At 70.8% G+C, this 24,108-nt stretch carries 22 protein-coding genes and 1 pseudogene; 10 read left to right on the top strand and 13 right to left on the bottom strand.

Annotated features, from left to right (window positions below; translation table 11 throughout):
• Window positions 1-182 precede the first annotated feature (182 nt).
• From D473_RS0108390 to D473_RS0108370, 5 genes are all read right to left on the bottom strand, one after another.
• Window positions 183-1,406, bottom strand: coding sequence for a PrsW family intramembrane metalloprotease (locus D473_RS0108390; protein ID WP_017608630.1), 1,224 nt, complete (start codon window positions 1,404-1,406; stop codon window positions 183-185).
• Window positions 1,403-2,011 (bottom strand): hypothetical protein, encoded by a 609-nt coding sequence (locus D473_RS0108385; protein ID WP_017608629.1) that lies wholly within the window; start codon window positions 2,009-2,011, stop codon window positions 1,403-1,405. The genes D473_RS0108390 and D473_RS0108385 overlap by 4 nt, the downstream gene beginning before the upstream one ends.
• Window positions 2,012-2,127: 116 nt before the next feature.
• Entirely contained in the window at window positions 2,128-3,603 is a 1,476-nt protein-coding gene (locus D473_RS0108380; protein WP_017608628.1) for a bifunctional phosphatase PAP2/diacylglycerol kinase family protein, read from the bottom strand.
• Between the two features lie 108 nt (window positions 3,604-3,711).
• Complete coding sequence (locus tag D473_RS0108375; RefSeq protein WP_017608627.1) at window positions 3,712-4,497, bottom strand: SDR family oxidoreductase; 786 nt, start codon at window positions 4,495-4,497, stop codon at window positions 3,712-3,714.
• Window positions 4,498-4,705: 208 nt separating this feature from the next.
• Window positions 4,706-5,755, bottom strand: coding sequence for an NAD(P)-dependent alcohol dehydrogenase (locus D473_RS0108370; protein ID WP_017608626.1), 1,050 nt, complete (start codon window positions 5,753-5,755; stop codon window positions 4,706-4,708).
• A gap of 195 nt (window positions 5,756-5,950) precedes the next feature.
• Here D473_RS0108370 and D473_RS0108365 point away from each other — a divergent pair, with 195 nt between their 5' ends.
• Together D473_RS0108365 and D473_RS0108360 are read left to right on the top strand one after the other, a co-directional pair.
• Entirely contained in the window at window positions 5,951-6,943 is a 993-nt protein-coding gene (locus tag D473_RS0108365) for a sigma-70 family RNA polymerase sigma factor (RefSeq protein WP_017608625.1), read from the top strand.
• A gap of 27 nt (window positions 6,944-6,970) precedes the next feature.
• Entirely contained in the window at window positions 6,971-7,432 is a 462-nt protein-coding gene (locus D473_RS0108360) for a PPOX class F420-dependent oxidoreductase (RefSeq protein ID WP_017608624.1), read from the top strand.
• A 130-nt stretch (window positions 7,433-7,562) separates the two neighbouring features.
• Here D473_RS0108360 and D473_RS0108355 read toward each other — a convergent pair whose 3' ends face one another.
• Window positions 7,563-7,967 (bottom strand): four-helix bundle copper-binding protein, encoded by a 405-nt coding sequence (locus tag D473_RS0108355; protein ID WP_017608623.1) that lies wholly within the window; start codon window positions 7,965-7,967, stop codon window positions 7,563-7,565.
• A 58-nt stretch (window positions 7,968-8,025) separates the two neighbouring features.
• Window positions 8,026-8,394, bottom strand: a complete 369-nt coding sequence (locus D473_RS0108350; protein ID WP_017608622.1) for a hypothetical protein — start codon at window positions 8,392-8,394, stop codon at window positions 8,026-8,028.
• 276 nt (window positions 8,395-8,670) lie between these two features.
• On the opposite strand from D473_RS0108350, the gene D473_RS0108345 reads away from it, so the two are divergent.
• Both D473_RS0108345 and D473_RS0108340 read left to right on the top strand, forming a co-directional pair.
• Window positions 8,671-9,795: an SDR family NAD(P)-dependent oxidoreductase gene (locus D473_RS0108345; RefSeq protein ID WP_026126736.1), complete on the top strand. Its 1,125-nt coding sequence runs from the start codon at window positions 8,671-8,673 to the stop codon at window positions 9,793-9,795.
• A gap of 40 nt (window positions 9,796-9,835) precedes the next feature.
• Window positions 9,836-10,801, top strand: a complete 966-nt coding sequence (locus D473_RS0108340; protein ID WP_026126735.1) for a TIGR03557 family F420-dependent LLM class oxidoreductase — start codon at window positions 9,836-9,838, stop codon at window positions 10,799-10,801.
• Window positions 10,802-11,094: 293 nt separating this feature from the next.
• Here the strand turns inward: D473_RS0108340 and D473_RS0108330 are convergent, their stop codons facing one another.
• The 3 genes and pseudogenes from D473_RS0108330 to D473_RS25610 form a co-directional block, all read right to left on the bottom strand.
• Window positions 11,095-13,587 (bottom strand): ATP-dependent Clp protease ATP-binding subunit, encoded by a 2,493-nt coding sequence (locus D473_RS0108330; protein WP_017608618.1) that lies wholly within the window; start codon window positions 13,585-13,587, stop codon window positions 11,095-11,097.
• A gap of 62 nt (window positions 13,588-13,649) precedes the next feature.
• Window positions 13,650-14,603: an aldo/keto reductase gene (locus tag D473_RS0108325; protein ID WP_026126734.1), complete on the bottom strand. Its 954-nt coding sequence runs from the start codon at window positions 14,601-14,603 to the stop codon at window positions 13,650-13,652.
• Window positions 14,604-14,880: 277 nt separating this feature from the next.
• Window positions 14,881-16,220 (bottom strand): annotated as a pseudogene (locus D473_RS25610) (xylulokinase).
• A gap of 331 nt (window positions 16,221-16,551) precedes the next feature.
• Between D473_RS25610 and D473_RS24455 the strand changes: the two are divergent.
• The 4 genes from D473_RS24455 to D473_RS0108300 all read left to right on the top strand — a co-directional run bounded on the left by D473_RS24455 (window position 16,552) and on the right by D473_RS0108300 (window position 20,361).
• On the top strand, window positions 16,552-17,451 hold the full coding sequence (locus D473_RS24455; RefSeq protein WP_017608616.1) for a MetQ/NlpA family ABC transporter substrate-binding protein: 900 nt from the start codon (window positions 16,552-16,554) through the stop codon (window positions 17,449-17,451).
• 209 nt (window positions 17,452-17,660) lie between these two features.
• On the top strand, window positions 17,661-18,713 hold the full coding sequence (locus D473_RS0108310; protein ID WP_017608615.1) for an ABC transporter substrate-binding protein: 1,053 nt from the start codon (window positions 17,661-17,663) through the stop codon (window positions 18,711-18,713).
• A gap of 6 nt (window positions 18,714-18,719) precedes the next feature.
• Complete coding sequence (locus tag D473_RS0108305) at window positions 18,720-19,490, top strand: ABC transporter ATP-binding protein (protein ID WP_017608614.1); 771 nt, start codon at window positions 18,720-18,722, stop codon at window positions 19,488-19,490.
• On the top strand, window positions 19,483-20,361 hold the full coding sequence (locus tag D473_RS0108300) for an ABC transporter permease (RefSeq protein WP_017608613.1): 879 nt from the start codon (window positions 19,483-19,485) through the stop codon (window positions 20,359-20,361). Before D473_RS0108305 ends, D473_RS0108300 begins: the two co-directional genes overlap by 8 nt.
• A gap of 109 nt (window positions 20,362-20,470) precedes the next feature.
• Here the strand turns inward: D473_RS0108300 and D473_RS0108290 are convergent, their stop codons facing one another.
• Window positions 20,471-21,055, bottom strand: a complete 585-nt coding sequence (locus D473_RS0108290) for a Dps family protein (protein ID WP_017608611.1) — start codon at window positions 21,053-21,055, stop codon at window positions 20,471-20,473.
• A 375-nt stretch (window positions 21,056-21,430) separates the two neighbouring features.
• Here D473_RS0108290 and D473_RS0108285 point away from each other — a divergent pair, with 375 nt between their 5' ends.
• Window positions 21,431-22,264, top strand: coding sequence for an aldo/keto reductase (locus D473_RS0108285; protein WP_017608610.1), 834 nt, complete (start codon window positions 21,431-21,433; stop codon window positions 22,262-22,264).
• A 6-nt stretch (window positions 22,265-22,270) separates the two neighbouring features.
• Here D473_RS0108285 and D473_RS27635 read toward each other — a convergent pair whose 3' ends face one another.
• Window positions 22,271-22,432, bottom strand: a complete 162-nt coding sequence (locus D473_RS27635) for a hypothetical protein (RefSeq protein WP_017608609.1) — start codon at window positions 22,430-22,432, stop codon at window positions 22,271-22,273.
• An 80-nt stretch (window positions 22,433-22,512) separates the two neighbouring features.
• Here D473_RS27635 and D473_RS0108275 point away from each other — a divergent pair, with 80 nt between their 5' ends.
• Window positions 22,513-23,046, top strand: a complete 534-nt coding sequence (locus D473_RS0108275) for a RidA family protein (protein WP_017608608.1) — start codon at window positions 22,513-22,515, stop codon at window positions 23,044-23,046.
• A 70-nt stretch (window positions 23,047-23,116) separates the two neighbouring features.
• On the opposite strand, the gene D473_RS0108270 is transcribed toward D473_RS0108275, so the two are convergent.
• The gene (locus D473_RS0108270) at window positions 23,117-24,007 is read right to left on the bottom strand and encodes a sulfotransferase family protein (protein ID WP_017608607.1); all 891 of its coding nucleotides are present in this window, start codon (window positions 24,005-24,007) and stop codon (window positions 23,117-23,119) included.
• Window positions 24,008-24,108: the final 101 nt, after the last annotated feature.

Genomic DNA, 24,108 nt, shown 5'->3' with positions numbered 1-24,108 from the left:
CCCCCCCCCCGCCGACCTGCACCTGAGCCCGCGTCTGGTCCTGGAGGCCGAGGGAACCCTGCTGCACCGGTGGATCCGCGACGGGGCCTGACGCCGGTGCCCGCATGCCGGAGGATCGCCTCGCGCGCACGTGCGACGGCCGCCGCCCACGGGGAGGCGACGGCCGTCGAGACGGTGGAGGGTCAGCTCACGGCATGCCGTGCGGCCCGGTCCTCGGCCTCCTCCACCATCTTTTCCTGGCGCCTGCGCACATCGGGCCGCTCGGGTCGTGCCACGCGGGCCAGGGCCTTGTTCCTCCCGTGCCGGGAGGCCAGCTTCTTGGCGTCCGACCGCCGCATCCCCAGCTCTGATCCCTGCTGGGCCAGGGACTTCCGGACCCGGCTCCGGTGGGTGTGGCGGACCAGGAAGTAGACGGCCATGGCGCTGAGGAACACGAACGCCACCTTCGCGGCGATGCCGACCAGCCCCTCGCCCAGCAGCGGTGAGTCGAAGAAGAAGTGCCCGAGCATTGCCAGCAGGACCAGCCCCAGCGCACCCAGCGCCCGGCGCGGGCCGGGGCGCCAATCCACCGCCGCCAGCACACCGACGGCCGTCCCGGCGATCGCCGTCATCGCCCAGTGGCTGCCCAGGCCGGTCAGCACCACCCGCACGACGGTGCTGTCGGTCACCGAGGTGGCCGGGGCCAGCGCGCCGGACAGGCTGATCGAGTTGAGCGCGTACAGGAAGTTCTCGGCCACTTCGAAACCGAGCCCCACCAGCGCCCCGAGGACGAACCCGTCGACGGGCCCGCGCAGGGCGCGCGGGAAGGCGACCGCGATCACGACCACACCGGCGAGCTTGAGGATCTCCTCGTTGAGCGGTGCGGTCAGGGCCGCGGTCCAGTCCCCGGCGGTCTCATAACCCAGGATCTGTCCCCACAGGCCGCCCATGCCGGTGTTGGCGTAGGCGGCCACCCCGGTCGCCGCCAGGATCCCCCAGACGGTGGCCGGTACCGCCACCGTGAGGCGGGGCGCACGCACGGGCCTGATCCGCCGGAAGATGAACAGACCGACGAGGTAGGTGATCACGCCCAGCGCCGAGGCCAGCAGGGCCGGCCAGGCGTAGGCGCGCACGATCCCGGACGCGTACATCCACGTCAGCACCAGTCCGATGGCGCAGGCAGCGGCGAGGACGGCCATCGCGGCCAGGGCCGGCAGGCGTTGGCCGGGCTCGTGCGTGCCGCGTCCGATGTGTACGGGGCCGGGGGCCTGATCGCCGTCCGGGCCCGGGACCTCGGGTCCGGTGCCGTGGGCGCGGGCCCCGTACGCGGGTTCCTGTTCGTGCCCGGGCCCGCGCGGGGAGGGCACCTGCCCCTCGTCATGGCTGGGTGTGTGCTTGCCGGGTTCGTGCGGTGCGCGTCCCGTCATGACTCTCCCCGGTGCTCGAAGGAGACGGCTTCGACGACGTCCTCCACGGCGGCGAGGTCGGCCTCGGTGGCGTCCTCGCCGCCCAGCGTCATCTCCACGGCGAATGTGCCGTCGGGGGCGGGAAAGACGGCGGCGCGTTCGGTGCGCCCCTGGGTGTGCAGGTCGCCGACCAGGCCCTCGGTGCCGTCCTGGGTGTCGGTGCTCTCGGGCCGGCCGAGCCGGGCCGAGGCGTCGTGGACCCTGCTGGTGGTCTCCATCCCCGCCCACAGGTTCTCCGGAGTGGCGTCCGTGTCCTGCGGGGGCACCACCGAGGTCAGGTCGAGCTCGACCGGCCCCCGGGTGAGTACGTACTGCTGGTCGGCCATGGTCCGTGTGGTGTCCACGTTCCAGCCGTCCTGGGGCAGGTCCAGCGAGGCCGCGTAGTCACCGCCCGAGTTCACGTCGACGGTGTGGCCGGAGGACAGTTCCTGCGAGCTCGGGGTGGCCGCGTCGAGCAGGGGCCAGCCGGCCCCCAGCAGGACCACGGCCCCGGTGGCCGCCGCCAACGGGACCCAGTTGCTGCGGGGCCGGCGCACCCCCGTACCCCGCTCCGTCGCCTCTGCCATGCGTGCCCCCTTCGTCGTCCACGGACATGGCGTGTGCCGACCAGCGAAACAGTCCCTTTTGTGGGTTTCTGTAACTTGAGGGGCGCTTGTCGCATATTGGTGGAGATTTCACCAGTTCAAGGGGAGGACACCGCAGGGACGAACACCCGCAGCGCCGCCGGATGCTTGGTGAAACTCACCTCGGCAGCCCCCTCGACCACCTCGCCGTCCACCGCCAACAACCGCGGACGCGCCGCGATCGCCAACGACAGATGCGGGGTCAGCCGCTCGGTGTCCCCGCCGCCCCGGGCGTGGTGGCCGGCCACCACGTCGGCGATCGCCCGCAGCCGGGGGAAAGGCGAACGCGCCTCCAGCACCCGCACGTCCAACCGGTTGTCGGCCATGTCCTCGCGCAGCGCCGGCACACGCCCGTGCGTGCGGTACCGGCAGTTGCCGACGAAGGCCCACCACACCCGCGTGGGACGCCCGTCCACCATCGCCGGGGTCGGCTCCACCGACACCAGGTCCTGCAACAGCGCCAACGCGAACGCCGGCCACTTGCCGATCCGGTGCGCCCACCGGTCCCGCCGCTCGACCAGATGCGGATACGAACCGAACGAAGAGGTGTTGAGGAAGACCCGGCCGTCCACGTCACCCACGTCCACCAACGCCGTGCGCCCGTCCCGGTAGACCTCCAACGCCCGCTCCACCGAGTCCAGCCCCAGCGTGCGCGCGAAGTTGTTGAGTGTGCCGTCGGGCAGCACCAGCAGCGGCCGCTCGTGGTCCAGGGCCGCCCGCGCAGCCGCGTTGACCGTGCCGTCGCCGCCGGCCACCGCCAGCACCCGGGCCTCGCGGGCGGCGGTGTCCATCACCTCGGCGATGTCGTCGTCGGCAGTGGTCGTCATGATCCGTGCCCGCGGCATCGCACGGGAGATCCGTGTCGTGGTGTCGGCCACGTGCGGAGTGGGCACCCCGCCATCGGCCGCACGCGGGTTGAGTACCACCGTCACGCCGGCGCCCTCGGGGTCGTCGTCGCGGTCCGGGGCCGCCACGGCCCGGGCCCCGAAGGACAGCTCCGGCCGGGGCGGGATCATCGCGCCCGCCACCAGCGCCGCGCCCGCACCGATCGCCGCGCCGCCCAGTACGTCACCGGGGTAGTGCACCCCGCTGTGCACACGCGAGAGCGCCACGGCACCGGCCAGCAGAGCCACCGACGTGGTCAGCGGGCGCGGAGCGTCCGAGCCCACCCCCGCGGCGAACCCGGCGGCCGCGGCGGTGTGCCCGGAAGGAAAGGAGCTGCTCAGGTACCTGCGGTAAGGGAACCGGGCGCTGGGCACCGCCGAGCTGTCGGGCCGGGGCCGGCGCAGGACCTGTTTGAGAGCGGAGGAAGCGGCGTTGGCCAGCCCTGCGGCGACGATCGCCCGCACCGCGGTGCGCCGCAGACGCGGATTGCCGGTCACCGCGAGCGTGCCCGACACCAGGAACCACGGCGCCATGTTGTCGGTGGCCTGTACGAACTTCGGGGTGTAGGGGTCCAAGGAGGGCAGCCCCACGGAAGTGACGCGCTGGTAGGCACGTTCGTCGATTCGCCTCAAACGGCGCAGCATTCGCATGGAACCCAGAGTGGAGGGTGTGGGCCGCGCTGTCCAGATGCTCCGGGACCGTGGCCGAGGGGCACGTGCGGCGGCGCTCCGCCCAGGGGCGCCGCCGCACGCCCGCGCTCACACGGACGGGATCTGGCCGCCGTCCACGCGCACCACCGAACCGGTCACGTAGGCGGCCTGCCGCCCGGCGAGGAAAGCGGCGACGGCGCCGTACTCGTCGGGAGAGCCGTACCGGCCCGCGGGGATGCCCGCACGGTTGCGGGCCGAGGCCTCCTCCACCGAAAGGCCCTCGCGTTCGGCCTGCGCCCGGTCCAGCGACTCCACCCGCGGCGTGGCGATACGGCCCGGGACGATCACGTTCGCGGTGACCCCGTCCGCGGCGATCTCCGAGGACAGCGTCTTGGACCACGCGTGCAGTGAGGCCCGCAGCGTGTTCGACAGCCCCAGGTTCGGGATCGGCGTGATCGGGCCGGAGGAGGTGCTGGTGATGACACGCCCCCAACCGCGCTCGCGCATCCCGCCGACCACGGCGTCGGTCAACCGCACCACCGGCAGCACCATCGAGCCGTACTGGTCCTGCCACAGCTGCGGGTCCTGGCCCTGTACCGGGGTGGGCGGCGGCCCGCCGGTGTTGTTGACCAGGATGTCCACCGGGCCCAGCTCGTCGGCCACACGGCGGGCCACCTCCTCGGCACGCTCGTGCTCGGCCAGATCCCACACCAGGCCCGTGGCGCGCACCCCGTGCTCGGTGCAGGCCCGCACGGTCGCCTCCAGGCGTTCCTCGTTCCTACCGGTCACGGCCACGTGCACACCCTCGGCGGCCAGCGCCACGGCCATCGCCCGTCCCAGCCCGGAGCTGGCGGCGGTGACCAGGGCGACCTTCCCGGCGATCCCCAGGTCCATCGTTCTCCTCAGAAGTCGTGTCAGTGCACGGGCATCCTGGCAGGCGACCGGGTCGGCGCGGAAGGGCGGGGCATCCGGTACGCGCCCGGCACACACCCAGGCCCGGGACGCACCCAGGCTCGGGGCACGCCCGGCTCCGAAGCACACGAGGGCCCGCCCGTCGCGCGGGCGGGGCGCGGCGGGCGGGCCGATCCGGTGGGCCGGCGGGTCAGCCCTGGCCGGGCACCACCACGGCGCGGCCGCTGACCTGACCGGACTCCAGACGGCGGTAGGCCTCCAGGGCCTGGTCCATGCTGTAGCGCTCCACCTCCGGGCGGATCTGCCCGGCCCGGTACATGTCCACGACCTCCCACAGTTCCGAGACAGTGCCCCAGTAGGTGTTGGTCACGTACGACTCAAACGGATTGGTGAAGAACGAGAACTCGTGCGTGCCGGTGCCGATACCCACGACGGACAACGCCCCGCCCTGGGCCATCGAACCGGCCGCCGTGGCGATGGTCGGGCCGGCACCCACGAAGTCGAAGGCGGCGTCGATGCCCCGCCCGTGCGTCTGCTCCAGGATCTGCTCCACCTGGTCGTCACCGGCGGGTACCGTGACCGCGCCGTTGGCCTCGGCCCGCTCGCGCGCGTCGGCCCTGAGGTCGGTCGCGATGATCGTGGCGCCGGTCAGGGCCCGAAGGATCTGCACCCCGATCTGTCCCAGACCGCCCAGGCCGATCGCCAACGCGTACCTGCCGCCTCCCTGAAGATGGGGGAGCGCCCGCTTGACGGCGTGGTAGGGCGTCAGGCCCGCGTCGGCCAGGGGTGCGGCCTCCACCGGGTCGGCATCCCCCAACGGGACCAGGTGGTGCGCGGGCACCGTCACGTACTCGGCCATGCCGCCATCACGGCCCAGACCCACGGCCTTGTAAGGCATCGTGGCCGCGTTCTCGCAGTAGGTGTCCTTGCCCTGGACGCACTGGCGGCAGTGCTGGCAACCGATCGGCCCGTAGACGAGGTAGGCCGCTCCGATCTTGATGCGTTCGCTGACCCCGGTGCCCACACGTTCGACCCACCCGGCGTTCTCGTGTCCCAGGACGAACGGGGGTCTCTCTGCTCCGGGCGAGCCCTTCTCGAACGTGCGGTAGATACTCACGTCCGAGTGGCAGGCACCCGCGCCGGCCACCTTCAGCAGCACTTCGCCCGGCCCGGGTTCGGGTTCTTCCACCTCGGTAAGGGACGGGAACGTCTGGTAGTCCTCGAAGACCACGGCTCGCATACGTGCTCCCCACTGTCGTGGAACCAGGCTTCGGCAACCACTCGCGGTCGGCCTGGCGGCCACTCGAAGTTATCAACGCATTTCCGCGCGGCTCGTTCAAGGCCGTGTACAGATCGTGTGTTTTGTTGTTGGTACGGTGCGCCGTTGCGGCGATCGCGCCGCCGATCGTCGCAGGGAGACCGTAACTTGGGCTGTATGGCCCGACCCACGCTCGATCCCGATTTCACCGAACAGGTCGAACCCTTCCGGCGGGAGCTGCTCGCGCACTGCTACCGCATGCTCGGCTCGCTGCACGAGGCCGAGGACTGCCTCCAGGAGATCCACCTGCGTGCCTGGAAGGGCTACGCCCGGTTCGAGGGGCGCTCCAGCCTGCGCACCTGGCTGCACCGCATCGCCTCGAACGTGTGCCTGAGCGCCCTGGAACGGCGTGAACGCCGCCCCTTGCCCACCGGGCTCGGCGGACCGGCCGAACGCCCCGAGGCCGCCCTGGCCGAACGCACCGACGTGCCCTGGCTCGAGCCGCTGCCCGACGACCCCGGCACCGTCGCCGCCGAGCGCGAGAGTGTGCGCCTGGCCTGGGTGGCGGCGCTGCAGTACCTCAACGCGCGCCAGCGGGCCGTGCTCGTGCTGCGCGAGGCCCTGCGCTTGAGCGCCGCCGAGGTCGCCGACCTGCTCGAGCTGTCGGTACCCTCCGTCAACAGCCTCCTGCAGCGTGCCCGCGAGAGCATCGCCCGGGCCGCCCCCGACCAGGAGGCCCTCTCCGCCACCGACCCCGCACTGCGGGAGCGCCTGGCCCGGTACGTGGCCGCCTTCGAGGACTACGACATCCCCGCACTGACCACGCTGTTCACCGACGACGCCGTGTTCGAGATGCCCCCGTTCACCACCTGGGTGCGCGGGGCCGAGCACATCGTCCGGCTCATCGAAGCGCACTGCCCGGCCCAGGGCCCCGGAGACCTGGCACTGGTGCCGGTGGCCGCCAACGGAGCCCCGGGGTTCGCCCTGTACATGCGTGAGGGGCAAGGACCGTACCGGGCCTTCGCCCTGCAGGTGCTGGAACCGGCGCCCGAGGGCTTCTCCCGCGTGGTGCAGTTCTTCGACACGACCCTGTTCCCGCGGTTCGGGTTGGAGCCGGTGCTGCGCGACCGGCCCCGCGGCGCCCGGGCCACTACGCTGGACCGCACCTGACGCCGCATCAGTGGGGAGGCCCGCCGTATGAGCCCGTCGATCGCCACCAACACACGTGTGGATCGCGAGGGACTGCTGGAGTTCCTACGCACCCGCAACAAGGCCCTGCTCATCACCCGGCGCGGCGACGGGGAACCCCAGGCCTCCCCGGTGACCTGCGGGGTCGACCCCGAGGGCCGCATCGTCGTGTCCACCTACCCCGAGCGCGCCAAGACCCGCAACGCCGGCCGGGACGCGCGGGTCAGCATCGTGGTGCTCTCCGAGGACTTCGACGGTCCCTGGGTCCAGGTCGACGGTAGCGCCGAGGTCGTCGAGGGCGAGGAGGCGGTCGAACCCCTCGTGGAGTACTTCCGCGCGGTCGCCGGCGAGCACCCCGACTGGGACGAGTACCGCGAAGCCATGCGCAGTCAGGGCAAGGCCCTGGTGCGGGTCACTCCGCAGCGCTGGGGACCTGTCGCCACCGGCGGGTTTCCCGCCGACAAGGTGTGAACCGGGCCCAGCCGCCGCGCGCGAGCACCGGGGCCGGGCACCACGAGAAACCCCCGGCCCCCATCAATGTCCTCGGGGTGGGGAGGCCGCGCGCCCCGCCGAAGACGTCCCGTGCCCCTTCGGCGGTGTTTCACAGCAGAGCCAGGAGCTCCCGGCACGCTTGCGCGCAACGGCGGCACGCCTCCGCGCACACCCGGCAGTGCTCGTGGTGGGAGGCGTGGCTCTCGCACTCTCGCGCGCACTCCTCGCACGCGCGCACGCACGCGCTCAGCAGCTCGCTGTACCATTCCCGCCGGCGTCCGGAACCACGGGTGAGGAGCCCTCCCGTCGCCGCGCACAGATCCGCGCACTCCAGGTCGAGCCGCACACACTCCGCGAGTTCTCCGGCGTTGCTCTCCGACAGGCAGGCGTCCGCGCACGAGGTACACGCCGTCGCGCACTCGGTACAGGCGTCGATACAGGCGCTGAGCACCCGGGTGTCGAGCCCCTCGGCCGCGTCCGGGTGTGTTCGGAGCATCTGTGCGGTCGCACTCATCGTGTTCCTCCAGCTGTGGTCGACGACTTCCTCCGGTGCGGGTCCCGGCAGCGGCCGGTCACCGTCCCGTGCCGGGAGGGCCGTCCTCCCCGTCCTCCCGGCCGGGGTGGATCTCGCCCTCCTCGCCCGGCTCGGCCTCCTCCGAGGGGGAGGCCCCGTGCTGCTCGTCCGCTGCGCCGGGTTCCTCGTCCCCGGGGTACTCGCCCCGGGTCGCCGCGCGGCGGGCCTCCGGGTCGTACATGCGCTCGTACCCGGTGGGATAGCGCTGTCCGTCGGGGGTCTCCTCCCAGTACTCCTCCGAGCGCACCGCCTCCTGTGCGCGCATCCGCGACCAGCGCAGCAGGCCCAGAACGATGAAGATGACCACGATCGGAACGGCGATGGTCACCAGGACCCAGATCAGCCATGCGGTACCCGGTGTGTCCATGCTCGGTCCCCTTCCGCTCGGCGGGGCGGACAGCTGCCGCAAAGGGCAGATCGGCCCTGGGATACCCGAGGCCTCGGCCTCGGACTACCCGACGCCGGGACCGTTTTAACGGGCGCCGGAACCCGCGCGGCCCCCACCCGCCGNCGGCCCCCGCGCCGACCGCCCCAAAGGCGCGGAGGGAGAACCCCATCTCTTGCCACCTGCGGTTTTCACGTCGCGGGTGCCGGGAACCGTGGGAGAACATCCACGACCCCTCGAACGGAACGGAGACAGCCGGTGAGCGGTTGGAAGGCACCCGTGGCTCTCGTGGGGGCCCGCTGGGCCCTGAACAAGTACCGCGACCGGAAGCGGCGCCCCACCCCGGCCGAACGCGCCCTCGACCTGGCCGCCTGGGCCGGTGCCGGGGCCCTCCTCGGCGTGGGTGCCTCCATGGTGGCCGAGAACCGCCGTTCCGAACGCCTGAACGGACGTGTCGCCGTCGTCACCGGAGGGACCCGCGGCCTCGGTCTCCAGCTCGCCCGCGAGTTCGGCGCGGGCGGGGCCTCCGTTGTGGTGTGCGGGCGCAGCCGCGACAACCTCGACCAGGCCGTCGCCGACCTCACCGGCCGCGGCATCGACGCCCACGGGGTGGTCTGTGACGTCACCGACCGTGAGCAGGTCCGCGCCCTCATCGGTGAGACCGTCGAGCGGTTCGGCCGCCTCGACATCGTGGTCAACAATGCCGGCGTCATGCGGGTGGGTCCCGCCGAGGCGATGCAGGACGCCCATTTCACCGAGGCCATGGACATCATGTACCGGGGGCCCTTCAACGTCGCCCGCGAGGCCCTGCCCCACTTGCGCACCACCGAGGGCAGCCTGGTCAACATCACTTCCGTGGGCGCCTACCTGACCGTGCCCCACCTGCTGCCCTACTCGGTCGCCAAACACGCCTGGGCCTGCCTGTCCGAGGGGCTGGCTGCCGAGACCGGTGGGACCGGTGTGCGGGTGACCACGGTCGTGCCCGGCCTCATGCGCACCGGCTCGCACCGCGGCGTGGTCTTCATCGGAGAACCCGAACGCGAGTACGCGTGGTTCGCCCTCCTGGCAGGGATGCCCTTGTTGAGCACCAACGCCGACCGGGCCGCGCGCCGCATCGCGACCGCGTCCGCGCGCGGCCAGGGTTTCCTCGTCATCAACCCCACGACCCGCATCGGCATGGCCCTGCACGGTCTGGCGCCCGGAACGAGCCAGCAGCTCATGCGCCTGACCGGCCGGCTCCTGCCTTCCACCCCCGAGCACGTGAGCGAACGCACCGGGAACGAGAGCGGAGACAGCACCATGGGTCGGCTGGCCGAGAGCGTGGCCGCGCTCAACGAACGGGCCGTCGACCGACTCAACCAGGACACGCGTGACCGGCGGTGAGGAGCCGGCCGGGTGCGCGGCCGACGACGGGGGATCGCACGTGACGCGCATCGGCTATTTTCTGTCCACCGAGGAACACGGCCCACGGTCCCTGGTCCGGCAGGCCCAGGGCGCCGAGGCCGCGGGCTTCGACGCCCTGTGGATCAGCGACCACTTCCACCCCTGGTTGGAGAGCCAGGGGCAGGCGCCGTTCGTGTGGACGGTCGTCGGTGCGATCGGCCAGGCCACGGCTCTGCCGATCACCACTGCCGTGACGTGCCCGACCACACGGATGCACCCGGCGATCATCGCTCAGGCCACCGCGACCACCGCCGCACTGGTCCGCGGCGGGTTCACTCTCGGGGTGGGCACCGGTGAGGCCCTCAACGAACACATCCTGGGCCTGCCCTGGCCGCCGGCCGCCCAGCGCTTGGCGATGCTGGAGGAGGCCATCGAGGTGATGCGCCGGTTGTGGACCGGCAAGCTCGTCACCCATCGCGGCGAGTACTACGACCTCGACACCGCCCGTCTCTACACCCTGCCCGAGGAGAGCCCGCAGGTCTTCATGGCCGCCTTCGGCCCCAAAGCCACCACCTTGGCGGGGAGCGCGGCCGACGGCCTGATCCAGGTCGCTCCCAGCACCGATGCCATCGAGATGTTCCGGGCACGGGGCGGGGCGGGAAAACCCGTCCAGGGCGGACTCAAGGTCTGCTGGCACGAGGACGAGGCCCAGGCCCGGCGCCTGGCCCACCACCGCTGGCCCAATGACGCCCTGCCCGGAGAGGCGTCGCAGATCCTGCCGCTGCCGCGCCACTTCGAGCAGCTCACCCGGGAACTGATCACCGAGGACAGGGTCGCGGCGCAGATCCCGTGCGGGCCCGACCCCGAGGTGCACGTGGCGGCGATCCGCTCCTACCTGGAAGCCGGGATCGAGGAGATCTACATATCCCAGATCGGTGACGACCAGGAAGGCTTCTTCGAGTTCTTCTCCACAGAGCTCCTGCCCCGCCTGAGAGCCGGGAGTTGACCCGGTCCGGGTATCCCCGGACCACAGGAGGTCCCCCAACGAAGGAGGTAGTGCCCATGCCGACCCGGATGCGAGACGGGACCGTACGCGAACCCGAACCGATGCCGCCGGACCCGTTCCCTCCGGCACCGATGCCGCCGCCCGAACCCGAGCCGGAGCCGGAACCGGCGCCGCCCGAGCCGCCGAGGCCCGGGCCGCCCGGACCCGAACCGGAACCGGAACCGGCCTGAGAGGCACCGCGGCCCGGAACATCGCCGTGATGTCCCGGGCCGCGGTCCGGTATCGGGCAGGTGTCAGAAGACGTCGACGGTGTTGATGGCCAGGTTCTCGTCGCTGCCCACGTCGACGAGCACACGGTCACCGGAGACGATCTGTCCGTCCAGCACCATCCGTGAGAGCTTGTTGCCGATGTTGCGCTGGATGGTGCGCGCCAACGGCCGGGCCCCGTAGGTGGGCTGGTAACCGCGCTGGGACAACCAGCCGATCGCCTCGTCGGTGAAACGCACCGCGATGCCCTGGCTCTCCAGGCGCTGCTCGGTCTTCTCCAGCATGAGCCGGGTGATCTGGCCCATCTCCTGCTCACCGAGCTGCTTGAAGACGATGACCTCGTCGATGCGGTTGATGAACTCGGGGCGGAACTCCTCCCGCAGACGCCGCATCACCCGCTGCTCGGTGTCGGTGTCCATCTCCCCGCTGTTGGTGAAGCCCATCGGGGCGCCGCCGCTGATGACTTCCGAGCCCAGGTTGCTCGTCATGATCACCACGGTGTTGCGGAAGTCGACCGTGCGCCCCTGGCCGTCGGTCAGGCGCCCGTCGTCCAACAGCTGCAGCAGCAGGTTGAACACGTCCGGGTGGGCCTTCTCGACCTCGTCCAGCAGCAGCACCGAGTAGGGGTGGCGCCGTACGGACTCGGTGAGTTGGCCCGCTTCCTCGTAGCCGACGAACCCGGGAGGAGCACCGGTCAGGCGGCTGGCGGTGTGCCGTTCCTGGAACTCGCTCATGTCGATGCGGATCAGGGAGTCCTCGGAGCCGAACATCGCCTGGGACAGGGCCCGGGCGAGCTCGGTCTTGCCCACGCCCGTGGGACCGAGGAACAGGAAGCTGCCCACCGGGCGGTCCGGATCGTCGAGCCCGGCCCGGTTGCGGCGGATCGCCTCGGCGACGGCCGTGACCGCCTGGCCCTGGCCGATGACCCGCTCGTGCAGGACCTCCTCCAGGTTGACCAGGCGTTCGCGCTCCTCCTGGGTGAGCCGGCTGACCGGGATCCCGGTGCTGCGCGAGACCACCTCGGCGATGTCCTCGGCGCTGACCTCGGGCACCGTCGAACCGGTGCCCCGGGCCTGGTGCATCGAGCTGCGGGCTTCGATGATCTCGTCCCGCAGCTGCCCGGCGCGCTCGTAGTCCTCCTCCTGGACCGCCTTGTCCTTCTTCTCCTCCAGCTCCTTCAGGTGCCCCTCGATCTCCCGCAGGGCCGTGCTGGAGGTCTTCAGGCGCAGACGCACACGGGCACCGGCCTGGTCGACCAGGTCGATGGCCTTGTCGGGCAGGAACCGGTCGGTGACGTAGCGGTCGGACAGCTCGGCGGCGGCCACCAGACTCTCGTCGCTGAACCGCACCTGGTGGTGGGCCTCGTAGCGGTCCTTCAGCCCGCGCAGGATCTCGATGCTGTCCTGCACAGAGGGTTCGGACACCTGGATGGGCTGGAAACGCCGCTCCAGGGCCGCGTCCTTCTCGATGTTCTTGCGGTACTCGTCGAGGGTGGTCGCACCGATGATGTGCAGCTCACCGCGGGCCAGCGGCGGCTTGAGCATGTTTCCGGCGCTGGTGGAGCCCTCCGCTGCGCCGGCGCCCACGATCGTGTGGATCTCGTCGATGAAGATCAGCAGTTCGTCGGAGTGGGTGCGGATCTCCTCGATGATCTGGTTGAGGCGCTCCTCGAAGTCGCCCCGGTAACGGGTGCCCGCCACGATCCCGGACAGGTCGAGCTGCACCAGGCGGCGCCCGCGCAGGACGTCGGGGACGTCGTCGTCGAAGATGCGCTGGGCGATGCCCTCCACGATCGCGGTCTTGCCCACACCCGGGTCACCGGTCAGGACCGGGTTGTTCTTACGGCGGCGCGCCAGCACCTCGATGCACTGCTCGACCTCGTCGTCGCGCCCCACGACCGGGTCCAGGCGCCCCTCCCGGGCGAGCGCGGTCATGTCGGTGCCGAACTCGTCGAGCGAAGGGGTGCTGGAGGGCTCGGAGTCGCCCTGTTCCGAGGCGGGCTGGGCGCCCGAGGCCTGCTGCAGGGACTGCGGGTTGATCCCGGAGTCGCGCAACAGCTGGCTGACCGGATGATCGGGGTTGACCGCCAGCGCGAACAGGATGTGCTCGGGCGTGATGCTGGAGCTGCCGGTGGCACGGGCGATCTGCAGGGAGTCGAGCAGGGCGCGCTTGGCCGAGGGGGTCAGCCGGGCCGAACCCCGCACGGACCGGGGGGCCTGCGAGACGGCCTGGTCGATGACCTCCTCCAACTTGGTGATCTGGGCGTCGGTGCGCTGGATCAACTCGCGTGTGTCCGGGTAGCGCAGCAGGGACCAGAGCAGGTGCACCGAGTCGACGTCGGCACCGCCGGCCTCCAGGGAACGGTGTACGGCGGCGTCGGCGACCTGCCGTGCCTCGGGGCTCATGAGCTTGGACAGGTCGACCCGCCGCACCGGTCCGCGTGCGCCGAGGAAGCGGGCCAGGAATTCGTCGAAGGACCCGGGATCGTTGCCCTGGTCGTCAGAAAAATCGTTGGTCATGGCGTTCTGCCCCCCGTGCTTTTTGTAGTGCGTGAGTAACCCTAGGTGATGAGGTCTCGGTGTCAGGAGGAGGCTCGGGTCAGCGCCTCCGACTCCTCTCCGCTCAACCGCAGATCCATGACGGGCAGCAGCCCCCGGAGCTGATCGAGGTTGCGCGCACTGGACAGCACCGACGCCACACCCGGGCGCTGGGCCAGCCACGCCAGCGCCACCGCCGCCTGGCTCGTGCCGCGTTCCCGGGAGATGCGGTCCAGCTCCGCCAGGACCCGCTCCCCGCGCGGTTCCTCCAGGTAGTCCCAGGCCTTGCCGGCCCGGGGGCTGTCCACGTCGGCGCCGCCCCTGCGGTACTTGCCGGTCAGGAACCCGACCGCCAACCCGAAGTAGGGCAGCAGTGACAGGTCCCGCTTCTGGGCCAGCGGCACCAGGTCCGACTCGATGCCGCGCTCGACCAGGTTGTAGTGCGGCTGCACGCACACCGGGGCGTGCAGGCCCTGGTCCGCGCAGATGTCCAGCCACTGGGAGATGCGCTCCGGGCCGTGGTTGGACAGCCCCACCTGGCGCACCTTGCCCTCGTCGACCAGTGCCGAGAAGGCCCGTGCGCTCTCCTCCAACGGGGTCTCGTGGTCGTCGAAGTGCGCGTAGTAGAGGTCGATGGCCTCCACACCCAACCGCTGCAGGGAGGCCTCGGCCGCGGCGCGGATGTTGGCCGCGCCCAGCCCCTGGAACTGCGGGTGTTTGCTCACCTTGGTCGCCAGCACCAGATCCTCCGGGCGCTCGCCCCGGCGGGCCAGCCACCGGCCGATCACCGACTCCGACTCGCCGCCGCTGTTGCCCTCGACCCAGAACGAGTAGGAGTCGGCGGTGTCCACGAAGTTGCCGCCCGCCTCGACGTAGGCCTCGAGCAGATCGAAGGAGGTCGCCTCGTCGGCCGTCCAACCGAAGACGTTGCCGCCCAGGCACAGGGACGAGACGTGCAGGTCGGAGGATCCGAGGCGGCGCAGTCCGGTCGCGTTCATGATCACCAGGATTCGTATGGGGTTCGAAAGACCCGGAAGGGCCCCTGTCACGGGAAGGTTACGCCTCAACGGCCCGGGAAGGGCAAGTGTGTTCGCGGCCAGGGAAGCGCCCTGCGTACGCGCGCCTCCGGGCCGTGGCCGCTCGCGCCCACACCCTCGCGCCCGCCGCCGCGCCAGGCACGGTCGAGGTGTCGGTGCCCCCGCGCCCCCGGCCGCGGGGTACACACCGTCCATGAACCCGAACACCGCGTTCGCAACAGCGCTGTGCGGGCGTGCCTCAAACGCCGTGGGTGTCCATGCGCACCTGGGCGTAGCGCTCGTGGATCCCGGAGACCTCCTGCGGCTCCGCGGTGAACTCGGGCCCGCCCACACTCCACTCGGGCGGCTCCTCTGTGCCGGCGAGTACCCACGCGGCCTGGCGCGCGGCGCCGATGGCGACGTACTCCGCGGGTGGGGGCACCTCCACGCGCGCGCCGAGCAAGGCCGGTGCGGCCGCGCGCACGGCCTCCGAGCGCGCGGCGCCGCCGGTGAGTTGGACCCGGTCCACGGGGATCCCGCTTTCGGTCAGTGCGGCGAGTCCGTCGGCCAGGCCCAGGAGCATGCCCTCCACGGCGGCCCGGGCGATGTTCTCCGGGCGCATGTTGTCCCGGGTCAGGTGGTGCAGTGAACCCGCTGCTCCGGGCAGCTCGGGGGTGCGTTCCCCGTCCAGGTAGGGGAGCAGGACGATCCCGCCCGCGCCCGGTTCGGCGCCGGTGGCCCAGCGGTCGAGCCCGGCCAGGTCGGTGCCGAGCATGGCCGCGGTCGCGTCGAGCACCCGGGCGGCGTTGAGTGTGCACACCAGCGGCAGGTACCGGCCCGTGGCGTCGGCGTATCCGCAGATCGCGCCCTCCGGGTCGTGGGAGGGGTGGTCGCCGACGGCGAAGACGGTGCCGCTGGTGCCGAGCGAGACCACGGCGTCGCCGGGGCGCAGCCCCAGGCCCAGGGCGCTGCCCATGTTGTCGCCGGTACCGGGGGCCACGAGCGCACCTTCGCGGGTGCGGCCGACCGCTTCGGCGGGGGAGGCGACACGGGGCAGGTCGAGCTGTCGTCCGAAGGCGTGCTCGAGCAGGTCGGGGCGGTAGGTGTTGCTCGCCGGGTCCCAGTAGCCGGTGCCCGACGCGTCGCCGCGGTCGGTGGTGGGCTGCTCGGATCCGGAGAGTTTCCAGGTCAGCCAGTCGTGCGGAAGCATCGCACCCCGCGCCCGGGAGGCGGTTCCGGGTTCGTGCTCGGCGAACCAGCGGAGCTTGGCGGCGGTCAGGCTTGCGGTGGGCACGGTCCCTACNCGGCGGCTGCCCCCGCCGAACGGGTGTCGTTCCACAGCAGGGCGGGGCGCAGGACCTCGCCGTGGTCGTCGACGGTGACCATGCCGTGCTGCTGTCCGGCCACGGCGACCGCCTCCACGCCTTCGAGCAGGCCGTCGGCGGCCTGGGTCAACGCCTCCCACCAGGCGTCGGGGTGTACCTCGGTCCCGTCGGGGTGGGGGGCTCGTGCTTCGCGGACGACGGCGCCGGTGTCGGCTTCGCAGACCACGATCTTGCAGGACTGGGTCGAGCTGTCGATCCCGGCGACCAGGGACATGTACGGCGCTCCAGGGGATAGGGGGTGGTGTCACTCACAATCTATGCCGGGAGTGCCCGCCGGGAAAACGGTGTTCCGGTGGTGGGCTGCCCGCCCGGTGGGCGCTCGGCCTGCCTTTGTCGGGCTCGTCCGGGGGCGCTGCTCCGGGGTGATGTGTGGTTCACATCACCGGCAAGTGCGACAAAATGGACTATTCCTATCAGAAAGCTTGGATAGTCTCAGAACAGGCATACCGGCTCATGCTTCGGGCCGGTGTGCCCGGCGGCCGGGGAGACGCGGCCGCTGCGTGCCCCCCGCGATCCTCCACCTTCCCGATCACGAAGGAGTGCACATGCGCACCACCTCGCTCGCCGCCGGAGCCACGGCCCTGGTTCTGGCGATGACCGCCTGCGGCGCCCCCAGTGAACAGTCCTCGGGCGGCGGAGGGGGCGAGGACGCCCCGCTGCGTGTGGGGACGATGCCGGTGCCGCACGGTGACATCCTCTCCTTCATCGACGAGAACCTCGCGGAGGAGGCCGGTCTGGAGCTCGACATCCAGGAGATGTCCGACTACAACACCCCCAACGCGGGGCTGGTCGACGGTGAGCTGGACGCCAACTACTTCCAGCACCGCGAGTTCCTGGGCGAGTGGCAGGAGAACGGGCCCGACGCCGACATGACCTATATTACCGACGTTCACATCGAGCGCCTCGGTCTGTACTCGGAGGGTGTCCAGGAGGTCGGCGACCTCGACGACGGCGCCGAGATCGCCGTGCCCAACGATCCGGCCAACCTCAGCCGCGCGCTGCGCATCCTGGAGGAAGAGGGTCTGGTCGAGATCGACCCGGAGGCCGGCGGGGAGGCCACCGAGAACGACATCGTCGAGAACCCGCAGGATCTGGCCGTCACGCCGCTGGAGGCCCCCCAGATCCCGCGCTCGCTCGCCGACGTGGACGCCGCGGTCGTCAACGGCAACTACGCCATCGAGGCCGACCTGACCGAAGAGGCCAACATCCTGGCCTGGGAGCCCGAGGGCGAGGACTACGTCGAGTCCTACGCCAACGGTCTGGTCACCCTGGACGAGAACACCGACGACGAACGCGTGCAGAAGCTGACCGAGCTGCTGAAGGACGAGCGTGTGCTGGAGTATATCCAGGACACCTGGGAGGGCGTCGTCCTGGGCGTGGACGCCGACGGTGAGGTCGCCGAGGTCGCGGGAGCCGGCGAGGAGGGCTCCGGCGACGAGGAGTGAGTCGCGCCGGTCCCGGCTCCGGGCCCGGGCTCGCACCCCGCACGGGTGCGGCCCCGGGCCCTTTTCGCGTCCGGGATCCTCGTTCCCGGCCCCCGCCGGGGCGCCCTGAAGGGGTGTGAGGTGCGCCACTTCCGCCTGCATGCCGTTAAACCAACTAAACTAGTAGGATTAATCTACTTCCAGGCTCTCCCGACCTCCGAAGGGCCCCGATGCAACGACGCGACACTGTGCCCGCCGCCACCTCGGCCGTCTTGGCCCTGGCGTTGGCTGCCACAGCGTGCGGGGCCCACGGGCCCGGCGGCGGGGCGGACGAACTCCGGCTCGGCTACTTCCCGAACCTCACCCACGCCCCCGCGCTCGTGGGTGTGGAGGACGGGACCCTGGACGAGGCGCTGGGTGAGGACGTCGACCTGCAGACCCAGATCTTCAACAGCGGCCCCGACGCCGTCAACGCCCTCTTCTCCGGTGAGATCGACGCCGCCTTCCTCGGCCCCAACCCCGCCGTCAACGGCTGGCACCAGTCCGAGGGCCGAGCCCTGCACATCGTCTCCGGCGCTGCCACCCAGGGCACCGGCCTGGTCGTGCGCGAGGACATCGAGACCGTCGAGGACCTGCCCGGAAGCACCCTGGCCACACCCCAGCTCGGCGGCACCCAGGACGTCGCACTGCGCTGGTTCGCCGAAGAACAGGGCTGGGACGTCGACACCGCCGGGGGAGGGGCGGTCTCGGTCATGCCGCGGGAGAACCCCGAGACCCTCGACGCCTACCGCAACGGCGACATCGACGGGGCCTGGCTGCCCGAACCCCACCTGAGCACGCTCCTGGAGGAGGACGACAGCCACCTCCTGGTGCACGAACCCGACCTGTGGCCCGAGACCGACGGCCAGTACGTGACCACCAACCTCGCCGTGGGCTCGCAGTACCTGCGCCGGCACCCCGACAACGTCCAGGGCCTGCTGCGCGGCCACACCGAGACCGTCGACGGGATCAACGACGACCCCGAACAGGCCGGCGAGACCGCCAACACCCACATCGAGGGGATCAGCGGCGGCCGGCTCGACGACGAGCTCGTCGCAGCGGCCATCGACAACATCACCTTCACGGTCGACCCCGCCGCACCCTCATTGAGCACCGGGGCGGAGCGCGCCGCCGCCATCGACCTGCTCGACCCCGTCGACCTGAACGGAATCTATGCCCTCGATCCGCTCAACGGTGTCCTCGCCGAGAAGGACCGTGAGCCGGTCGACGGGTTGGAAGGGTAGACCAGCATGAGCACTGCCACCGAGACACCCGTGGACGTCGGAGCCGTACGTGTGGACGACATCTCCAAGACCTTCGGCAGCGGCAGGGGCGCCATCACCGCGATCGACGGCATGAGCGTGCACGTCGGCCACGGCGACTTCCTCGCCGTCGTGGGGGCCTCGGGCTGCGGAAAGAGCACCCTGCTCTCCCTCGTGGCCGGGCTGGAAGAACCCACCACCGGCGCCGTCGACGTGGGCGGCCGCAAGGTCGCGATGATGTTCCAGGAGGCCGCCCTCTTCCCCTGGCTCACCGTCGGCTCCAACATCGAGATCCCCATGCGGGTCAACCGTGTGCCCAAGGCCGAACGCCGCCGCCGCGTCACCGAACTCCTGGACCTGGTGCGCCTGCAGGGCATGGCCCGCAAACGCCCCCACGAACTCTCCGGCGGCATGCGCCAACGTGTGGCCCTGGCCCGTGCCCTGGCCCAGGACGCCGACATCCTGCTCATGGACGAACCCTTCGGCGCCCTGGACGCCATGACCCGCGACATCCTCCACGACGAACTGGAACGCATCTGGCGCGAGCGCGGCCTGACCATCCTCTTCGTCACCCACAACGTGCGCGAGGCCGTGCGCCTGGGCGAACGGGTCGTGCTGCTCTCCAGCCGCCCCGGCCGTGTCATCGAGGAGTTCCCCGTCGAGGGCGAGCGCCCCCGCCGTATCGACTCCGCCGGCATCTCCGCGCAGGCCGCCCGCATCACCGACGGGCTGCGTGAGGAGGTCTCCCGCCATGCCTGAGACCACAGAGCGCCAGGACCGCCACGTCCAAGGGCTGGACGCCCTCGAACAGCAGCCCGCGCGCGGCGAGGACGAGAACGGTGCCGCCCGGACCGCCGCCCGGATCTGGTCGGCCACCTGGCCCAAACTCGCCGCGATCGCCCTCGTGCTCGTGGCCTGGCAGAGCGTCTCCTGGTCGGGGTGGCGCTCGGAGTACGTCTTCCCCGGGCCCGATCGGGTCCTGCCCGTCCTCTTCGACGAGGTCACCAGTCCCGAGTTCTGGACCGCCGTCCAGGTGACCATGCAGCGGGCCCTGACCGGGTTCGCGCTCGCCCTGGCGGCCGGTGTGCTCATCGGCCTGGGACTCACGCGGTTCCGCATCCTACGCAGCGCCGTCGGGTCCCTCGTCACCGGGCTCCAGACCATGCCCTCCATCGTCTGGTTCCCGTTCGCGATGCTGCTGTACGGCATCACCGAGTCCGCGATCATGTTCGTGATCGTGCTCGGCGCCGCCCCCTCCATCGCCGGAGGCCTGACCTCGGGCATCGACCACGTCAACCCCTCCTTGCTGCGCGCCGGCAAGGTCATGGGCCTGCGCGGACTCCAGCACTACACCCTGCTGATCGTGCCCGCCGCTCTGCCGATGTTCGTCTCCGGCCTCAAACAGGGCTGGGCCTTCGCCTGGCGCTCCCTCATGGCCGGCGAGCTGCTGGTCATCATCAACCAGCAGAACTCCATCGGGTGGGCACTCAGCCAGGCACGCCAACTCAACGACGCCGAACGCCTGATCAGCTACATCATCATCGTGCTGGTCATCGGCATCGTCATCGACGTGTTCTTCAACTGGGCCGACCGCGCCCTGCGCCGACGCTGGGGCCTCACCCAGGACTAGATGTGTTGTCCGGTGAGGTTGGTGACGCGGTCGGCGGGCACCCGGCCTCCGATCCCGGTGTGCACACAGAAGAGGGCCGGACGGACCGTCCGGCCCCACCGCACAGGCTTCAGGCATGCACCAGCGGGGTGTCCACCAGGTGCTCGGCGAGGAACCACGCCTGCAGTTCACCGGTACGGATGACCTCGGAGACCAGCAGATCGTTGGTGCCGTCGTCGTACATCTCCTGGGTACGCGCCGCGGCGTCGTGGGCGTCCTCCAGGATCGTCTCGTGCGCCTCCAGCAACCTGGACAGCATCGCCGGCACCTCCTCCACCCCGTTGGGCGGGCGCGGGACGTTGGTGATCTCCGCGACGTGCCTGGGGTCGCCGACCGCCACACCGCCCAGCGTCTGCACACGCTCGGCGACACTGTCGACCAGCCCGGTCTGCTCGTCGGCATGCTTGTCCATGAGCAGATGCAGCTGGTAGAAGGTCTGTCCGCGCATGAGCCAGTGGTGCTTCTTGTACATGCTGTGCAGGATCTGCGTGTCGGCGAGCACCTGGTTCAGCCGCTGACACGAGTACATCCGCGCGTTGTAGGACAGGCCGACCGGGAGCTGGCGGACGGTACCGAACTCCTGGAGCTCGTGTCCCTTCTGGTGGAGCCAGGGCTGGCTGCTGCGGGGCTTGGGCGTCTTCTCGGCTGTGCTCACGGGTGCTGTTCCCTCCGAATCCGGTGTGCTGCACGGAGCGCACACGAATGCACTCCGCCAGCCAGTCTTGAACACGGACCGTTGTCGGCAGAGAAAACCCACCCCATACGGGAGCAAGGCTTTGCGCTGATTCATGGGCTCCGCAGTCCCCGTCCGGGCGGCCCACGGCCCGTGGCCCGTCCGCGCGCCCGTGCGACACGCCGCTCACCACACCGTCCGGGGCACACCGGGGCGAAACCGCCGCCCGGGTAAAAAGCTCCTCCAGGGACGGCCCGGTCTCCGTCTGCCCAGGGCGTGCTCGTGGCAGTATGCGAGAACGGCGGCACGGGGGAATGCCGTCCGCAGACGACGCCACAGGCCGACGGGGGGCCACGGATGATGACCATCGCTTCGGATGCGTCACTGAACAACGGCCTGCGCATGCCACAGATGGGACTGGGCGTGTGGCAGGTTCCGCAGAGCACCGTCGCCGACACGGTAGCCACGGCACTGGAGGCCGGCTACCGCAGCATCGACACCGCGTCCTCCTACGGAAACGAGGCGGGTGTGGGCGAGGGACTGCGCCGCTCGGGGGTCGACCGCGAGGACGTCTTCCTCGCCTCCAAGCTCGCCAACCCCGACCAGGGCTACGACTCCGCCCTACGGGCCTTCGACGCGACCCTGGAACGCATGCGTCTGGACCACCTCGACCTGTACCTGCTCCACTGGCCGCTGCCCCACCGCGACCTGTACGTGTCCTCGTGGCGGGCCCTGGAACGCCTCTACGCCGACGGGCGTGTGCGCGCCATCGGCGTGTGCAACTTCCAGCTCCCCCACCTGGAACGGGTCCTGGACGAGGGGGGCATCGTCCCGATGGTCAACCAGATCGAGCTCCACCCGTTGCTGGTCCAGAACGAACTACGTGATTTCCACTCTCGCCACAACATCGCCACCGAGGCCTGGAGCCCGCTCGGGCACGGGAACCTGCTCGAGGAGCCAACCGTCACCGGGATCGCCGGGGAACTCGACCGCACACCCGCGCAGGTACTCCTGCGCTGGCAGATCCAGCTCGGCAACGTGACCGTCCCCAAGTCGGTCACGCCCGAACGCATCAGAGCCAACTTCGACGTGTTCGACTTCGAACTGTCGACGGAGGACATGCAGGCTCTCAGCGCCCTGGACCAGCACCGTCGGTTCGGTCCCGACCCCGACGAGTTCGACGGGGACTGAGGAGGCTCAGGCGCGCAGTTCGCGCCGCTTGCGGGCCCCGGCCAGTACGGCGTCGATGCCCTTGCGGCGCACGCGAACGGCGTAGACGGCGCCTGCGGCGAAGATCGAGATGAACAGGCCCAGGACCGCGACGAGGGCGAGGGCGGACAGCCAGAATGTGAACGACATGGGCTCATCCTATCCGCCGCGCCGGTCCCGACCCCACCCGGAGGGGACCCACGCGGCCCACCGACGACGAGGGAGGTTCCTTGACACAGTCACCCCACGAGACCGTCAACCCGCTGACCCTGGCCGAACCCGTCGGATACAGCCACGCCCTCGTGGTCACCCCCGGGCGGACCGTGTTCGTGGGCGGACAGACAGCCCGACGCACCGACGGTTCCGTGGCCGGCGACACGGTCGTGCAACAGTTCGACCAGGCGCTCGGCAACGTCGTGGAGGCCTTGCGCAGCGCCGGCGCGGAACCCGTCCACGTGGTGGACATGCGGATCCACACCACCTCCCTCAGCACCTACCGCGCCAATCTGGGGACCCTCGGGTCGATCTATCGCCGCCACATGGGACGCCATTACCCGGCGATGAGCGCCCTCGGGGTGCACGAACTCCTCGAGCGCGGCGCCCTGGTCGAGATCACCTGTACCGCCGTGGTCCCCGACTCACACGACAACGACCCGCTCTCCGGCGAACGCGCCATGGAGATCGAGGTCGAGGAAGGTCTGGTCAGCGGCCCCTTCGCGGACCCGGCCGAACCGGGGAACGAACGCGCCCGCACCTCAACTTGACCCGGCGCCGAAGGACCGGGACGAGAGAACCGCGGGGATCGGGGGACGGGGTGCCGCAGGAGGGCCGCGGTCAAAGGTAACCCAGGTGGGAGAGCTCGACCGCGGCCTTCTCGTGCACGTCCGCGTAGGCCTCCCGGTCCAGGCGCCGGCGCCAGGCCCCCACACCCCATGTACCGCTCTCCAACACCAAGTGCGAGGCCGACACCCGCGCACCGGTGAAGGCCCGCAGCTTCTTGGCCGTGGCGACCTCGCCGCCGTGGATGTCCTCGTAGCGCAGGGTCAGCAACTGCTCCGGGCCGATCTCGTTGCGGATCCGCGCCGACATACGCATCGCCCCGCGCCAGCGCATCGCGCACTGCCCGGCCGTGGAGGCCTCCCGGAACTCGGCCAGATCGTCCCCGTCGGCCAGCCCGTAGAAGTGGTTGGGAAATTCCGACGCCGGTTTCATCACGCTCGGCTTGTGCCAGGCCAGGCAGATCTCGTCCTCGGCCATCTGGGCGACCACGTCCCGCCCGTCCCGGATCACCTGCACGAACAGGGCGTCGGGGAAGGCCTCGTACAGTGCGCCGGCGCAGAAGAGCAGTTCCGGGGTGGCGTCGCCGTAGCGTGTCACCTCCCGGCTGTGCTCGCACGGTTCCGCCGACACGTTCGCGGGAACACGTTCACCCCGCGCCCCCGGACAGAGCGGGCACGTCAGGGGAGTGAGTTGCCATTCCTCGGCGTAGGCCTCCCGCAGCAGGCTCGCCGTGCCGGCCACCTTCTCGGTGGTCAGCGACGGACGCCGCGCCACCGAGTACACGGAGTTGAGGACACCGGTCGACCCGCCGCCGAGATGGAAGCCGGTGGCGCGGGCCAGAGCACCGGCGATCACGGGGACCCCGGAGTGCGGGGCGCCCAGGACGAACACCGGACGTTGCACCTTGGTCCCGTTGACCACGAGGATGTATGAGGGATGCTTCATGATTGTGTCGATTTTTGCACCCTTCAACCGTGGTGCGTGCATCGGCCACCGCTTCGGTGCCACACAGGGGGTGTTACCCGAGCGTACGGGTGCTCCATCTT

Origin of the sequence: Nocardiopsis xinjiangensis YIM 90004 (assembly GCF_000341145.1) — a bacterium.
GTDB classification, from domain to species: Bacteria; Actinomycetota; Actinomycetes; order Streptosporangiales; family Streptosporangiaceae; genus Nocardiopsis; species Nocardiopsis xinjiangensis.
Note: the sequence above shows the minus strand (reverse complement) of the source record. Positions and strands in the feature narration are given on the sequence as shown.

Coding starts and splice junctions, on each gene's coding strand:
- D473_RS0108390 (WP_017608630.1), bottom strand. CDS start 1,406: ATGACGGGACGCGCACCGCACGAACCCGGCAAGCACACACCCAGCCAT.
- D473_RS0108385 (WP_017608629.1), bottom strand. CDS start 2,011: ATGGCAGAGGCGACGGAGCGGGGTACGGGGGTGCGCCGGCCCCGCAGC.
- D473_RS0108380 (WP_017608628.1), bottom strand. CDS start 3,603: ATGCGAATGCTGCGCCGTTTGAGGCGAATCGACGAACGTGCCTACCAG.
- D473_RS0108375 (WP_017608627.1), bottom strand. CDS start 4,497: ATGGACCTGGGGATCGCCGGGAAGGTCGCCCTGGTCACCGCCGCCAGC.
- D473_RS0108370 (WP_017608626.1), bottom strand. CDS start 5,755: ATGCGAGCCGTGGTCTTCGAGGACTACCAGACGTTCCCGTCCCTTACC.
- D473_RS0108365 (WP_017608625.1), top strand. CDS start 5,951: ATGGCCCGACCCACGCTCGATCCCGATTTCACCGAACAGGTCGAACCC.
- D473_RS0108360 (WP_017608624.1), top strand. CDS start 6,971: ATGAGCCCGTCGATCGCCACCAACACACGTGTGGATCGCGAGGGACTG.
- D473_RS0108355 (WP_017608623.1), bottom strand. CDS start 7,967: ATGAGTGCGACCGCACAGATGCTCCGAACACACCCGGACGCGGCCGAG.
- D473_RS0108350 (WP_017608622.1), bottom strand. CDS start 8,394: ATGGACACACCGGGTACCGCATGGCTGATCTGGGTCCTGGTGACCATC.
- D473_RS0108330 (WP_017608618.1), bottom strand. CDS start 13,587: ATGACCAACGATTTTTCTGACGACCAGGGCAACGATCCCGGGTCCTTC.
- D473_RS0108325 (WP_026126734.1), bottom strand. CDS start 14,603: ATGAACGCGACCGGACTGCGCCGCCTCGGATCCTCCGACCTGCACGTC.
- D473_RS24455 (WP_017608616.1), top strand. CDS start 16,552: ATGCGCACCACCTCGCTCGCCGCCGGAGCCACGGCCCTGGTTCTGGCG.
- D473_RS0108310 (WP_017608615.1), top strand. CDS start 17,661: ATGCAACGACGCGACACTGTGCCCGCCGCCACCTCGGCCGTCTTGGCC.
- D473_RS0108305 (WP_017608614.1), top strand. CDS start 18,720: ATGAGCACTGCCACCGAGACACCCGTGGACGTCGGAGCCGTACGTGTG.
- D473_RS0108300 (WP_017608613.1), top strand. CDS start 19,483: ATGCCTGAGACCACAGAGCGCCAGGACCGCCACGTCCAAGGGCTGGAC.
- D473_RS0108285 (WP_017608610.1), top strand. CDS start 21,431: ATGATGACCATCGCTTCGGATGCGTCACTGAACAACGGCCTGCGCATG.
- D473_RS27635 (WP_017608609.1), bottom strand. CDS start 22,432: ATGTCGTTCACATTCTGGCTGTCCGCCCTCGCCCTCGTCGCGGTCCTG.
- D473_RS0108270 (WP_017608607.1), bottom strand. CDS start 24,007: ATGAAGCATCCCTCATACATCCTCGTGGTCAACGGGACCAAGGTGCAA.